We start from the raw sequence: 13,949 nt of genomic DNA on the forward strand, positions 1-13,949 counted from the left end.
GGGCCTGCGGTGCGCCCCGGGCGGGTACGGGTTACGCCTCGGACACGTGCGGGGCCAGCCACGTACCGGTACGAGTTCCACCTCGGACAGGTGCTGGGCCTGTCCCGCACGACCGCCCGTCCCGCCTCGGACGGCTGCTGCAGTTGTGCCTCGTAAGAGTTACGTCGTCAACACATCGGCCGTCCCCGCAGCCCCCGTATGCTCGAGGTCGCCGGACCGGTGCCCGTCAGCCCGCTCTCAGTGCCATCGTCATCGCCTCCACGGCCAGCAGCGGGGCCACATTGCGGTCGAGGGCGTCTCGGCAGGCGGCGATGGCTTCGATGCGGCGGAGTGTGGACTCCGGGGAGCCGGCGCGGGCGAGGCGCTGCAGGGTGTCCTCCGCGTCGGCGTTGGCTATGGCCACGCGGGAGCCGAGTTGGAGGGCGAGGACATCGCGGTAGAAGCCGGTGAGGTCGATCAGGGCGAGGTCGAGACTGTCCCGCTGCGTACGCGTCCGGCGGCGCTTCTGCTTGTCCTCCAGGTCCTTCATCACGCCGGCCGTGCCTCGCGGCATCCGGCCACCCTGGGACGCGCCCATCGCCGCCTTCAGCTCGTCGGTCTCCTTGTCGTCCCTCTCGGCGGCGAGCTGCTTGGCGTCCTCGGCCGCCGCGTCGACGAGTTCCTGGGCGGCCTTGAGGCAGCCGTCGATGTCGTCGACGCGAAGCGGCAGCTTGAGCACGGCGGCCCGGCGCTCGCGTGCGGCCGGGTCGGTGGCCAGGCGGCGGGCGTTGTCGATGTGTCCCTGGGTGGCGCGGGCCGCGGCGGCGGCTACCGGGGGCTCGATGCCCTCACGTCGTACGAGCATGTCGGCGACGGCGTCGACCGAGGGCGTCCGCAGGTTCAGGTGGCGGCAGCGGGAGCGGATGGTGGGCAGCACGTCCTCGATGGAGGGGGCGCACAGCAGCCACACCGTGCGGGGGGCGGGCTCCTCGACGGCCTTGAGGACGGCGTTGGCCGACTTCTCGTTCAGCCGCTCGGCGTCCTCGACGAGGATGATCTGCCAGCGGCCGGTCGCCGGCGAGGTGAACGACTTGCGGACGGTGTCCCGCATGTCGTCGGCGAGGATCTGCGTTCCTACGGCGACCACCGTGCTGACGTCGGCGTGCGTGCCGATCAGGGTCGTATGGCAGCCGTCGCAGAACCCGCAGCCAGGGGCTCCGCCGAGCGCGCGGTCGGGGCTGACGCACTGCAGCGCGGCGGCGAAGGCCCGCGCCGCCTGGATGCGCCCCGCGCCGGGGGGACCGGTGAACAGCCAGGCATGCGTCATCTTGGACGCCTCAGGGGGCGGCGCGTCCGTGGCCACGGCGGTGACCAGGGCATCGGCATCGCGAGCGGCGGCATCGAGCTGCGCGCTCACCTTCTCCTGGCCGACCAGGTCATCCCATACGGTCATGGGTCACCCCGCCCTTTCGTCACGGTCCGTGCTGTGCCACCCATTGTGGGGGGTGGCACTGACAACGGGGTTCCTGAGACGGCCGGGACAGCCGAGACGCCGGGATAGCCAGGACCACCGAGATATCCGGAACGCCGGGACAGCCAGGACCACCGAGATATCCGGGACACCGGGACAGCCGGACCACCGAGATATCCGGGACACCGGGAGCCCTCCTCGGCACGGACGGCCCGCCAACCGCGCTCAGCGCCGCCGACCGCGCCCCCCACCCCGCTCGTCGTCGAACTCGTCGTCCTCGCGCGGCCCGAGCAATTCGTCCGCCAGCGTGGGCAGATCATCCAGCGGCGTCTCCTCGGCCCAGTCGGACCGCGTACGCCGCCGAGGCGCCCCTTCCTCATCGACCTGGGGCATCTCGCGCGTACGGTCTTCGGTCCCGTCCGGCCGCGGCCCCGCCGACTCGTCCCGGAAGAACCCCGGCGGAACCCGGTCCGCCGGATCTTCCCCCGGTACGGGAGGAAGTACCGCGGTCTCGTCCGCCGCACCGGGCGGCACCTGCGGAAGGACCGCAGTCTCGTCCGCGGCACCAGGGACGACCGGCGGCATTACGGCCGTCTCGTCGGCGGCACCAGGCACCACCGGCGGCAACACGGCCGTCTCATCCGCGGCTCCCGGAGCCACCTCCGGCTTGGGCAGCTCAGCCGTCACCTCGGACTCGCCGGCCCCGGAGGAACCAGCAGCGGCCTCTCCCGAAGATCCGGCCTCCGAAGAACCAGCCTTGCCGGTCCCGCCTTCAGCCGCATCCCCCCGCACCGGCCGCAGCACAGCCGTATCCTCAGCCGACCGCCTGCGCGCCGCTTCCTCCGGCGTCACAACCGGCGTAGGCACCGTCACCGCGTCAGAAGCCGCACCGCGACCTGTGTCCGAAGCCCCACCGCGCGCCGCATCCGAAGCAGCACCCGGCGTCGCTCCCCGGGCCCCACCCCGCGCCGTTTCCGGAGCCACACCCGGCGTCGCTTCCCGAGCCGCACCGCGCGCCGCATCCGAAGCAGCACCCGGCGTCGCGTCCCGACTCCCACCCGGCGTCTCTTCCGGAGCCCCGCCCGGAACTCCCCCCGGCGTCCCAGAAGCCGTCTCCTGCCGAGGCCCCGCCTCCGCCGCAGCCGCCGCCTGCTCCGCCAGCCGGCGTGCCTCTTCGGCGCGCAGCAGCGCCTGCTCGGCCTTGCGCTGCTTCTCCAGGCGCCGTGCCTCCGCTTCGGCGCGCAGCCGGGCCTCTTCCTCGGCCTGCTTGCGTCGCCGCTCCTCCTCGGCCTTGCGGCGGGCCTCCTCCTCGGCGCGCGCCTTCTCCTCGGCGAGGAGCCGGACCCGCTCCTCCTCCGCACGCCGACGCGCTTCCTCGGCCCGCAGCCGGGCCTCCTCCGCCTGCCGTTCGGCCTCGCGCCGCTGCGCCTCCTCCAGCTCGCGCCGCTTGCGCTCCTCCTCCTCGGCGCGCAGCCGCTCGAGCTGTTCCTGGCGCTCGCGCTCCAGCCGCTCCTCCTCGGCCTTGCGGGCGGCCTCTTCCTCGGCCTTGCGTCGGGCCTCTTCCTCCGCCTTCCGGCGGGCCTCCTCGCGGGCCTGGATCTCGGCCTCGGACAGCGGCAGCATCTGGTCGAGCCGCGCGCGGACGACGGTCGTGACGGCCTCGGGCTCCTGGCCCGCGTCCACGACCAGGTACCGCCCGGGGTCGGCGGCGGCCAGCGTCAGGAAACCGGACCGTACGCGCGTGTGGAACTCGGCGGGCTCCGACTCCAGCCGGTCCGGCGCCTCGGTGAACCGCTCGCGCGCGGTCTCCGGCGAGACGTCCAGCAGCACGGTCAGATGCGGCACCAGCCCGTTCGTCGCCCACCTGTTGATGCGGGCGATCTCTGTCGGGGACAGGTCACGCCCCGCCCCCTGGTAGGCCACGGACGAGTCGATGTAGCGGTCCGAGATGACCACCGCGCCACGCTCCAGTGCGGGCCGTACGACCGTGTCCACGTGCTCCGCGCGGTCCGCCGCGTACAGCAGCGCCTCCGCCCGGTGCGACAGCCCCGCCGACGACACGTCCAGCAGGATCGACCGCAGCCGCTTGCCGACCGGCGTCGCACCCGGCTCGCGGGTCACCACGACCTCGTGCCCCTTGGCCCGGATCCACTCGGCGAGCGCCTCGGCCTGGGTGGACTTCCCGGCACCGTCGCCGCCCTCCAGGGCGATGAAGAAGCCGGACGCGGCGGGCACCGTCTCCGGGTCGTCCCCGCCGAGCAGCGCGTCCCGCAGGTCCTTCCGCAGCGGCACACCGGAGCGGTCGTCGACCTTGGCCAGCACCAGCGCGGCCACCGGCAGCAGCAGCGCGCCGACCAGCATCAGCGTGAACGCGGCGCCGCCGTGCGCGAACACGAACTTGCCGTTCTCCAGCCGGTGCGGCCCGATGAGCGCCGCCACCAGCGGGGCGATCACCGCGCCGAGCGCCACGAAAACCCGTACGACCGCGTGCAGATGCTCGGTCGTCCGCACCCGCCGGTGGTCCTCGGCCTCCTGGTCGAGCAGTGTGTGCCCCGTGTTGGCGGCTACGCCCGCCCCGACACCGGCCAGCGCGACGATCAGCAGCACCGTGGTCAGGTCCGGCACCAGTCCGGCGGCGAGCAGCGCGACCCCGGTGAAGGCGATGGCCAGTGCGAGCAGTCGGCGGCGCGACAGGGCGGGGAGCACCGAAGGTGCCGTACGGATGCCGACGACGACACCGCCGGTCAGCGCGAGCACCATCAGCCCGTACGTCACCGGGCCGCCGCCCAGGTCCTTGGCGTGCAGCACCGACACCGCGACGGCGGCCGCGATCGCCGCGGCGACGGCGGCGCAGGCCAGCACCAGCAGGGGCAGCACGCCGGTGCGTCCCCGGTCGACACCGGCGCCGGTCTTGGGCCGGCGCAGCCCTTCGAGCGGCGAACGCGCGCGCGGGGTGCGGGTTCCGGGCAGCTCCAGGAAGGACAGCACGGACAGCGAGGCGGCGAAGAGACCGGCCGCCACATATGAGGCGAGGGCGGCCTGGTGCTGCTCGAACCAGTCGATTCCGGCGCCCAGCAGGTTGTTGAGCAGGCCCGCCGCGACGAGCGCGGCAGCCGCGAGGGGGATCGCCACGAAGGTCGTACGGATCGACAGGCGGCGCAGGGCGTCCAGGTGGTCCGGCAGCGGGCGCACCGTCGCCCCCTCCGGGGGCGGGGCCGGCAGCAGCGCGGGTGCAGCGCTCTCCCGGCACACGGTCCAGAAGCGCTCGGCGACACCGGTCACGAAGACGGTCACCAGAAGGACGGACAGCGCGTCGTCCGGCATCCAGTCGATCCACAGCGGCGCGACGATCAGCAGCGCGGCCCGCAGCCCGTCCGCGCCGACCATGGTCCAGCGGCGGTCGAGCGGACCGTCCTGGGACGTCAGCGAGGTGAGCGGGCCCAGCAGCACGGCTCCGAAGAGCAGCGTCGCGAGGATGCGCACGGCGAAGACGGTCGCCACTGCGAACGCCACGCCACGGTAGCCGCCGCCGAACGAGCCCTCGGCGATGGCCACCTGGAGGGCGAGGACGACCAGCACCAGCAGCGCGAGCACATCACCGACTCCGCCGACGAGGTGCGCGCTCCACAAGCGCTTGAGCTGCGGATGGCGCAGCAGGGCGCGGACGGCACGCTCGCGGGAATCCGCTACCAGGCTGTCGTCGGGGGCCGGGTGAGGGCCCGTTGGCTGCTCGGCTCGGGTCATGCATTCAGCCTATCGGCAGCCACCGACAGCCCGACGGGCCCGTCCGAACGTGCACGCGCCCCGACACCAAAGCGTTGCCGGGACGCGCGTTTTGCGAAGCAGAAGTGAAGATACGGACGCTCACACGACGCGCGGTGAGCGTCAGTCCTCCGCCGAAGACGCCGCCGAGTTCGAAGCCGTCGCCTTCTTGGCCGCCGTCTTCGCAGCCGTCTTCTTCGCCGTGGTCGTTGTCTTCTTCGCCGCGGTCTTCTTGGCAGCCGTCTTCTTGGCCGGAGCCTTCTTCGCCGGGGCCTTCTTCGCGGCCGTCTTCTTCGCCGTCTTCTTGGCGGGTGCCTTCGCGCGCTTCTCCGCGAGCAGTTCGTAACCCCGCTCCGGGGTGATCTCCTCGACGCTGTCGCCGGACCGCAGGGTCGCGTTGGTCTCGCCGTCGGTGACGTACGGCCCGAAGCGCCCGTCCTTGACGACGACCGGCTTCTCACTGACCGGGTCCGTGCCCAGCTCCTTGAGCGGGGGCTTGGCGGCGGCGCGCCCGCGCTGCTTGGGCTGAGCGTAGATCGCCAGTGCCTCTTCGAGGGTGATCGTGAAGAGCTGCTCCTCCGACTGCAGCGAACGCGAGTCCGTGCCCTTCTTCAGGTACGGCCCGTAGCGCCCGTTCTGCGCGGTGATCTCCTGGCCCTCGGCATCGGTGCCGACGACACGCGGCAGCGACATCAGCTTCAGCGCGTCCTCGAGCGTCACCGTGTCGAGAGACATCGACTTGAACAGCGAGGCCGTGCGCGGCTTGACGGCGTTCTTGCCGGTCTTCGGGGTGCCCTCGGGGAGCACCTCGGTGACGTACGGGCCGTAACGGCCGTCCCTGGCGATGATCTGGTGGCCGGTCGAGGGGTCGGTGCCCAGCTCGAAGTCGCCGCTCGGCTTGGCGAGCAGTTCCTCCGCGTACTCGACACTCAGCTCGTCCGGGGCCAGGTCTTCGGGGACGTCCGCGCGCTGATGGTTCTCGGAGTCCTTCTCGCCGCGCTCGATGTACGGGCCGTAGCGTCCGACCCGCAGCACGATGTCGCTGCCCACGGGGAACGACGACACCTCGCGCGCGTCGATCGCGCCCAGGTCGGTCACCAGCTCCTTGAGGCCGCCGAGGTGGTCCCCGTCGCCGTTGCCGGCCTCGGCCGCGCCGCCGTTGCCGGTGCCCTCGCCGAAGTAGAACCGCTTCAGCCACGGCACGGCCTGCGCCTCGCCGCGCGCGATGCGGTCGAGGTCGTCTTCCATCCTGGCGGTGAAGTCGTAGTCCACGAGCCGCCCGAAGTGCTTCTCCAGGAGGTTGACCACGGCGAAGGAGAGGAAGGACGGGACGAGTGCCGTGCCCTTCTTGAACACATAGCCGCGGTCCAGGATCGTGCCGATGATCGACGCATACGTCGACGGACGGCCGATCTCGCGCTCTTCGAGCTCCTTGACCAGGCTGGCCTCGGTGTAGCGGGCCGGGGGCTTGGTGGCGTGCCCGTCGACCGTGATCTCCTCGGCGCTGAGCCCGTCGCCCTCGCGCACCTGTGGCAGCCGGCGCTCGCGGTCGTCCAGCTCGGCGTTGGGGTCGTCGGCGCCCTCGACGTATGCCTTCAGGAAGCCGTGGAAGGTGATCGTCTTGCCGGACGCGCTGAACTCGACGTCGCGGCCGTCGGCGGCGGTGCCACCGATCTTCACCGTGACGGAGTTACCGGTCGCGTCCTTCATCTGGGAGGCGACGGTCCGCTTCCAGATCAGCTCGTACAGCTTGAACTGGTCGCCGGTCAGTCCGGTCTCGGCAGGCGTGCGGAAACGGTCGCCCGAGGGGCGGATCGCCTCGTGCGCCTCCTGCGCGTTCTTGACCTTCCCGGCGTACGTCCGCGGGGACGACGGCAGGTAGTCGGCGCCGTACAACTGCGTGACCTGGGCGCGGGCGGCGGCGATCGCCGTGTCGCTCAGGGTCGTGGAGTCCGTACGCATGTACGTGATGAAGCCGTTCTCGTACAGCTTCTGCGCGACCTGCATCGTGGCCTTCGCGCCGAAGCCGAGCTTGCGGCTGGCCTCCTGCTGCAGCGTCGTCGTACGGAACGGGGCGTACGGCGAGCGGCGGTACGGCTTGGACTCGACGGACCGGACGGCGAACTGCGTCTGCTCCAGGGCGGCGGCCAGGGCGCGGGCGTTCGCCTCGTCGAGGTGGAGGGTGTTCGCGCTCTTGAGTTGTCCCAGGGAGTCGAAGTCGCGGCCCTGCGCGACCCGCCTGCCGTCGACGGTCTGGAGGCGGGCGACCAGCGACGACGGGTCCGACGAGTCCCCGGCGCGGCCGGTCGCGAAGGTGCCCGTCAGGTCCCAGTACTCAGCAGAACGAAACGCGATGCGCTCGCGTTCCCGCTCCACCACGAGCCGGGTGGCGACGGACTGGACACGGCCGGCCGACAGGCGCGGCATGACCTTCTTCCACAGGACCGGCGAGACCTCGTAGCCGTAGAGGCGGTCGAGGATGCGGCGGGTCTCCTGGGCGTCGACGAGCTTCTGGTTGAGCTCGCGCGGGTTGGCGACGGCGGCCTGGATCGCGGCCTTGGTGATCTCGTGGAAGACCATCCGCTTGACCGGGACCTTGGGCTTGAGCACTTCCTGGAGGTGCCAGGCGATGGCCTCGCCCTCGCGGTCCTCATCGGTGGCGAGGTAGAGCTCGTCGGAGTCCTTCAGCAGGTCCTTGAGCTTCTTGACCTGGGCCCTCTTGTCGGCGTTGACGACATAGATCGGCTCGAAGTCGTGCTCGACGTCCACGCCGAGGCGGCGGACCTCGCCGGTGTACTTCTCCGGCACCTCCGCGGCGCCGTTGGGGAGGTCGCGGATGTGCCCGACGCTCGCTTCGACGACGTAGCCGGGGCCGAGGTAGCCCTTGATCGTCTTCGCCTTGGCAGGCGACTCGACGATGACGAGTCGGCGGCCGCCGTGTGCGGTGTCGCTGGTCGGGGACAACTTCGCTCTTCTCTCCGGTCGACGCTGGGGTCACTCCCCAGGCCTTGGTTCCCGGGGTCGGGTCATGCTGACGCTGCGGAGTGTGACGGTACATCCCGCCCCCGTGTCAAACGGGAAAAGCCCGCAACGGCCACTCGAACGGTAACCCGACTCCCGCCATTCCTGCCGCCCGGAGTGCCCACCGGCCTTTTCGAACCTATCCGGAGGACGACCTTCTTCTTATCGAAGTCCCTGTCCCCGGGCGGTTCTCAGACGCGGGTGAAGCACCACGTTCCGAGAATCAGCGCGATCACCGCGGCGATGGTCGCGAGCGTCGCCGATGCGACGGGGCTCACACCGTGGGCGACGGGTTCGCGGTGTCGCACGCGCACCGCCGTCCACACCAGCAGCCCGCCGCCGAACAGGGCGAACACCACACCCGCGAAGATCGCCGGTCCGCTCTCCATGGCCCTTTGTGCCCCTTTTCTCCCGTTCACGCGTGCCCAGTGCCGGGAGGCTGACACGTGCGGACGGCGACCCGGCGAACCTCAGGTGAACGAGGGACCGACGCGGCTGTGGATCACCCGCCGACAACCACTGACCGGTCTCGGCCCGATCTCGACCGGCTCCGAACCGGGTTCCCAGATCGACTCGAATTTGTCGCGGCACAACATGATCGAGTTGTCGCTGCCCTTCTTCTGGCTCATTCCATTCGGCGACGGAGCACATCCGTGCCCATTGACCGCGGGCCTCGTCCCTACGCCGGATCGAGGAACCCCTGTTCCACCAGCAGCCGGATCTGCGCGGGCGTGCGGTCGCGCAGCAAGACCGGGTCCTCACCCATCAGTTGGGCGATGGCATCCAGAATGCGGCCCGCGCTCAGCGTGCCGTCGCAGACACCCGCGAAGCCCGCGCCGACCGTGTCCACCTTGGTGGCCCGGCGCATCCCGCGGTGCTGGCGCAGCACCACGTGTTCCGGGTCCTCGGCGCCGGGCAGCCCGACCTGCTCCTGGACGATCTCGGCGCCGAGCCGGAAGTGGCCTTCGAGCAGGTCGGCGTCGTCGTGTGCGCGCAGGAAGTCGAGGCGATCGAAGTGCGCCCGGACCGTCTCACCGAGCGGCTGTTCGACCGGGTGCGGCCACTCCTCGATGGTCACCGAGGGCACGGCCGTCCCCGTCCTGCGCAGCGTGATCCAGCCGAAGCCGACCGCCTTCACCTTGCGCGCCTCGAACTCGTCCAGCCACGCGTCGTACCGCGCCTGGTACTCGGCCGGGTCGCCCCGGTGATCGCCGGCGTCCCTGAGCCACAACTCGGCGTACTGCGTGACGTCCTGCACCTCGCGCTGCACGATCCACGCATCGCACCCGCGCGGCACCCACGACCGGATCCTGTCCTGCCAGTCCTCCCCCTCCACGTGCTGCCAGTTGGCGAGGAACTGCGCGAACCCGCCCTCCCGCAGCCGTTCCCCCGCCCCCTGAACGAGCGAGCGGCACAGATCGTCCCCGCCCATCCCGCCGTCGCGATACGCCAGCCGGGCGCCCGGCGAGATCACGAACGGCGGGTTCGACACGATCAGGTCGTACGTCTCCCCGTCCCGGACCGGCTCGAACAGCGAGCCCTCCCGGAGGTCGGCCCCCGGGGCGCCCGACAGCGCCAGCGTGAGCGCGGTGATGTGCAACGCGCGCGGGTTGACGTCGGTCGCCGTCACGCGCGTGGCGTGCTGCGCGGCGTGCAGCGCCTGGATCCCGGAACCGGTGCCGAGATCGAGCGCGGCGGAGACGGGCGTCCGTACGGTGATGCCGGCCAGGGTCGTGGAGGCGCCGCCGACGCCCAGGACGACGCGCTCGTCCCGGCTGCCGATCCCACCGGCCCCGCCGACCGCGCACCCCAGGTCGGACACGATGAACCAGTCCTCGCCACCGGGCCCGCCGTACGGCCGTACGTCCACGGCCGCCGCGACCTCGTCCGCGCCCGCACGCACCAGCCACCCGCTCTTCAGGCACGCGTCGACGGGCAGAACGCCCTCCACGCGCGCGTGCGGCACGGGCTGCTGCAACAGGAACAGCCGTACGAGCATCTCCAGCGGCGTGTCGCCGCGGGTCGCCCGGAGCGCGGGCACGGTTTCGCTCCGTGCGAGCGCCGCGTACGCGGGCGCACCGAGCAGCTCGAGCAGTCCGTCGGCGGTGAAGGAGGCCACGAGCAGGGCGTCCCGGAGACGGGAGGTGATCTCGGGGCGGTCGATGGAGGGCAGCGAGGACAGGCTGGAGTTACTCACGCCCTCATTGTGACGCGCACCGGGCCGCAGAGGCTCCCTCAGCTGTCGGTGGCCGGCGCCGACGCGGCTGCCTTCTTGCAGCTCTCCTGCTTGACCAGAGACTCCTTGGCGTCGCCCTCTTCGAGCTGCTTGAGCGCGGCGACCGCGTTCTTGCGCAGGGTCACCACGTCCTTCATGCCGTCCGACAGGTCATTGAGTCCGGACGCGAACTTCGCCTGGTCCTTCGTGTTCAGCGCGTCGACCTGCTTCTTCAGGTCGGCGTAGGCCGTGGAGACGGCGTTGAGCTTCTTGACGGCGTCCTGCTGCTTCGTCGCACCGTCGTCCACACCCGGAGGCGCTCCGGCGTCCTGAAGGTGGGTCGCCCGCTCCTTGAAGCCATCGGAGAGGTCTCCGAATGACTTGGAATCGACCTTCTGGAGCTCCTCGGGCTCGCTGTCCGTGGCCACCTTGTTGATCGCGGCGTCGGCAGCGGCGATCTTCGCGTTCGGCGCCGTGGCCGTGTTGCAGATCTTCTTGGCCCAGGCGTCGAGCTCCTCGTTGCCCTCGTCGCCGCTGCATGCCGACAGCGCCAGTACCAGTACCGCACCGCCGGACAGTGCGGCCGCGAGCTTCTTGTTCACCGGTTTGGTCCCTTCCGTGGCTCTCGGCCCCGGAACATACACGCCGGACGGACGACACCTACACACCGAAGGCCCAGTAAGAACCCTTTTCGTGCGATTTACACCAGAGAGAGAAGGGTCACGGCTCAGGGCGTGAACACGCACGGGGCGGGCAGACGACGCGTCAATGCGCGCCGCCTGCCCGCCCCGTGAGCTGGGCGTCGTAAGACCGCCTACGAAACCACCGCTGGATCGGCCGGCTTGGCCACCCTTTCGGCGTTGCCTTCGTCACCCACGGCGATGCCGCGCCGCTTGGAGATGTAGACCGCGCCGATGATCACCAGCAGCGACAGGACCGAGATCGCGATGCGGACACCGATGCTCTTGTCCTCGCCGTAGCTGAATTTGATGACCGCGGGCGCGATCAGCAGGGCCACCAGGTTCATGACCTTCAGCAGCGGGTTGATCGCGGGCCCCGCGGTGTCCTTGAAGGGGTCGCCGACGGTGTCGCCGATCACCGTGGCGGCATGGGCTTCGCTGCCCTTGCCTCCGTGGTGACCGTCCTCGACGAGCTTCTTGGCGTTGTCCCAGGCGCCGCCGGAGTTGGCGAGGAAGACCGCCATCAGCGTGCCGGTGCCGATCGCGCCCGCGAGGAACGCGCCGAGCGCGCCGACACCGAGCGTGAACCCGATGGCGATGGGCGCCATGACCGCCAGCAGGCCTGGCGTGGTGAGTTCCCTCAAGGCGTCCCTGGTGCAGATGTCGACGACCTTGCCGTACTCCGGCTTCTCCGTGTAGTCCATGATCCCGGGCCGCTCACGGAACTGCCGCCGCACCTCGTAGACCACGGATCCCGCCGACCGCGACACCGCGTTGATCGCCAGCCCCGAGAAGAGGAAGACGACCGCGGCGCCCGCGATGAGGCCGACGAGGTTGTTGGGCTGCGAGATGTCCATCATCAGGGTCATCGGCGCGCCCTCGCCGGTCAGTTTCTCGCCGACGTCCCGCGCGCCGGTCGTGATCGCGTCACGGTACGACCCGAAGAGCGCCGCTGCCGCGAGGACCGCGGTGGCGATGGCGATGCCCTTGGTGATGGCCTTGGTGGTGTTGCCGACCGCGTCCAGGTCGGTGAGCACCTGCGCGCCCGAGCCCGTGACGTCACCGGACATCTCGGCGATGCCCTGCGCGTTGTCGGAGACCGGCCCGAAGGTGTCCATCGCGACGATCACGCCGACCGTGGTGAGCAGGCCGGTTCCGGCCAGCGCCACCGCGAACAGCGCCAGCATGATCGACGTACCGCCGAGCAGGAAGGCCCCGTACACGCCGAGGCCGATCAACAGGGCGGTGTAGACGGCCGATTCGAGGCCTACGGAGATCCCGGCGAGGACGACGGTGGCGGGACCGGTGAGCGAGGTCTTGCCGATGTCCATGACCGGCCGGCGGTTGGTCTCGGTGAAGTAGCCGGTCAGCTGCTGGATGACAGCGGCGAGCACGATGCCGATGGCCACCGCGACGAGCGCGAGGATCCGTGGATCGCCGTCCTTGGCGGCGATGGTCGCGTCGGTGACGCCGTCGAGTTCGGCGTACGACGACGGCAGATAGATGAAGACGGCGATCGCGACCAGTACGAGCGAGATCACCGCGGAGATGAAGAAACCGCGGTTGATCGCCGTCATGCCGCTGCGGTCGGACCGGCGGGGCGCCACGGCGAAGATGCCGATCATGGCCGTGATCACGCCGATCGCGGGCACGAGCAGCGGGAAGCCGAGTCCGGCGTCGCCGAAGGCGGCCGAGCCGAGGATCAGCGCGGCGACGAGCGTCACGGCGTACGACTCGAAGAGGTCGGCCGCCATGCCCGCGCAGTCGCCGACGTTGTCGCCCACGTTGTCGGCGATGGTCGCGGCATTACGCGGATCGTCCTCCGGAATGCCCTTCTCGACCTTGCCGACCAGGTCGGCGCCGACGTCGGCGGCCTTGGTGAAGATGCCGCCGCCGACACGCATGAACATGGCGATGAGGGCGGCCCCGAGGCCGAATCCCTCGAGCACCTTCGGCGCGTCGGCCGCGTAGACCAGCACCACACAAGAGGCGCCCAGCAGACCGAGCCCCACTGTGAACATGCCGACGACGCCGCCCGTGCGGAAAGCGATCTTCATGGCCTTGTGCGAGACGGCGGTGAGATCCTTTTCCGGCTCACCTTCCGCGGGGGTCGCCTCGCGCGCGGCGGCGGCGACTCGCACATTGCTCCGTACGGCGAGCCACATACCGATATAGCCGGTGGCCGCCGAGAACGCCGCGCCGATCAAGAAGAACACTGATCGGCCGGCGCGCTGATTCCAGTCGTCCGCGGGTAGCAGCATGAGCAGGAAGAACACGACGACGGCGAATACGCCGAGCGTGCGCAGCTGCCGGGCCAGATAGGCGTTGGCGCCTTCCTGGATGGCTGTCGCGATCTCCTTCATGCTGTCGGTGCCTTCGCCTGCCGCGAGCACCTGGCGCACCAGGATGCCTGCGACCACGAGAGCCGCGAGCGCGACGACCCCGATGACCATCACGAGGATGCGGTTGTCGTCGGTCAGGACTGCGGCTGCGAAGGTAGTGGGATGGTCAAACTGATGAGGGGTAGAAAGCCCCGCCATTCGTCCTCCTTGACGCCTGTGCTGAGCTCAAGATGTGGACGGATTCTAGGTACCCGGACCTGATCAAAACAGTGCGCGGTAAACGGAATTAGCCTTCACATGCTCTTCAGCAAATGATCGACGTCACGCCACACAACCCGAAAGCGGTAATGCCTCAAAGGCATTGACGCCTGCATTGACCCTTGATCGAATTATCGGTTAATGATCGTGAATTCCTTCACGAATTGCCCGGCGCTGCGACAGAAAACACGAAGGGCCCTGCTCAGCAGGGCCCTTCGTGG

The 13,949-nt window shown here is 70.3% G+C and carries 7 protein-coding genes; all 7 read right to left on the reverse strand.

Annotated features, from left to right (window positions below; translation table 11 throughout):
- Window positions 1–226: 226 nt before the first annotated feature.
- The 7 genes from OG828_RS22495 to OG828_RS22525 all read right to left on the reverse strand — a co-directional run bounded on the left by OG828_RS22495 (window position 227) and on the right by OG828_RS22525 (window position 13,668).
- A complete protein-coding gene (locus OG828_RS22495; protein WP_328502117.1) occupies window positions 227–1,432 on the reverse strand; it encodes a DNA polymerase III subunit delta' in 1,206 nt (401 codons plus the stop codon).
- 243 nt (window positions 1,433–1,675) lie between these two features.
- The gene (tmk, locus tag OG828_RS22500; protein ID WP_328502118.1) at window positions 1,676–5,194 is read right to left on the reverse strand and encodes a dTMP kinase; all 3,519 of its coding nucleotides are present in this window, start codon (window positions 5,192–5,194) and stop codon (window positions 1,676–1,678) included.
- A gap of 141 nt (window positions 5,195–5,335) precedes the next feature.
- Window positions 5,336–8,176, reverse strand: coding sequence for a type I DNA topoisomerase (gene topA / locus OG828_RS22505; protein WP_328502119.1), 2,841 nt, complete (start codon window positions 8,174–8,176; stop codon window positions 5,336–5,338).
- A 248-nt stretch (window positions 8,177–8,424) separates the two neighbouring features.
- On the reverse strand, window positions 8,425–8,622 hold the full coding sequence (locus OG828_RS22510; RefSeq protein ID WP_210577902.1) for a hypothetical protein: 198 nt from the start codon (window positions 8,620–8,622) through the stop codon (window positions 8,425–8,427).
- A 290-nt stretch (window positions 8,623–8,912) separates the two neighbouring features.
- The gene (locus OG828_RS22515; RefSeq protein ID WP_328502120.1) at window positions 8,913–10,430 is read right to left on the reverse strand and encodes a class I SAM-dependent methyltransferase; all 1,518 of its coding nucleotides are present in this window, start codon (window positions 10,428–10,430) and stop codon (window positions 8,913–8,915) included.
- A gap of 38 nt (window positions 10,431–10,468) precedes the next feature.
- Entirely contained in the window at window positions 10,469–11,050 is a 582-nt protein-coding gene (locus OG828_RS22520; protein WP_328359730.1) for a small secreted protein, read from the reverse strand.
- Between the two features lie 212 nt (window positions 11,051–11,262).
- Window positions 11,263–13,668, reverse strand: coding sequence for a sodium-translocating pyrophosphatase (locus OG828_RS22525; protein WP_328359733.1), 2,406 nt, complete (start codon window positions 13,666–13,668; stop codon window positions 11,263–11,265).
- Between the last annotated feature and the right edge of the window lie 281 nt (window positions 13,669–13,949).

Origin of the sequence: Streptomyces sp. NBC_00457 (assembly GCF_036014015.1) — a bacterium.
In the GTDB taxonomy this organism is placed as follows: domain Bacteria; phylum Actinomycetota; class Actinomycetes; order Streptomycetales; family Streptomycetaceae; genus Streptomyces.

Coding starts and splice junctions, on each gene's coding strand:
- OG828_RS22495 (WP_328502117.1), bottom strand. CDS start 1,432: ATGACCGTATGGGATGACCTGGTCGGCCAGGAGAAGGTGAGCGCGCAG.
- tmk (WP_328502118.1), bottom strand. CDS start 5,194: ATGACCCGAGCCGAGCAGCCAACGGGCCCTCACCCGGCCCCCGACGAC.
- OG828_RS22510 (WP_210577902.1), bottom strand. CDS start 8,622: ATGGAGAGCGGACCGGCGATCTTCGCGGGTGTGGTGTTCGCCCTGTTC.
- OG828_RS22525 (WP_328359733.1), bottom strand. CDS start 13,668: ATGGCGGGGCTTTCTACCCCTCATCAGTTTGACCATCCCACTACCTTC.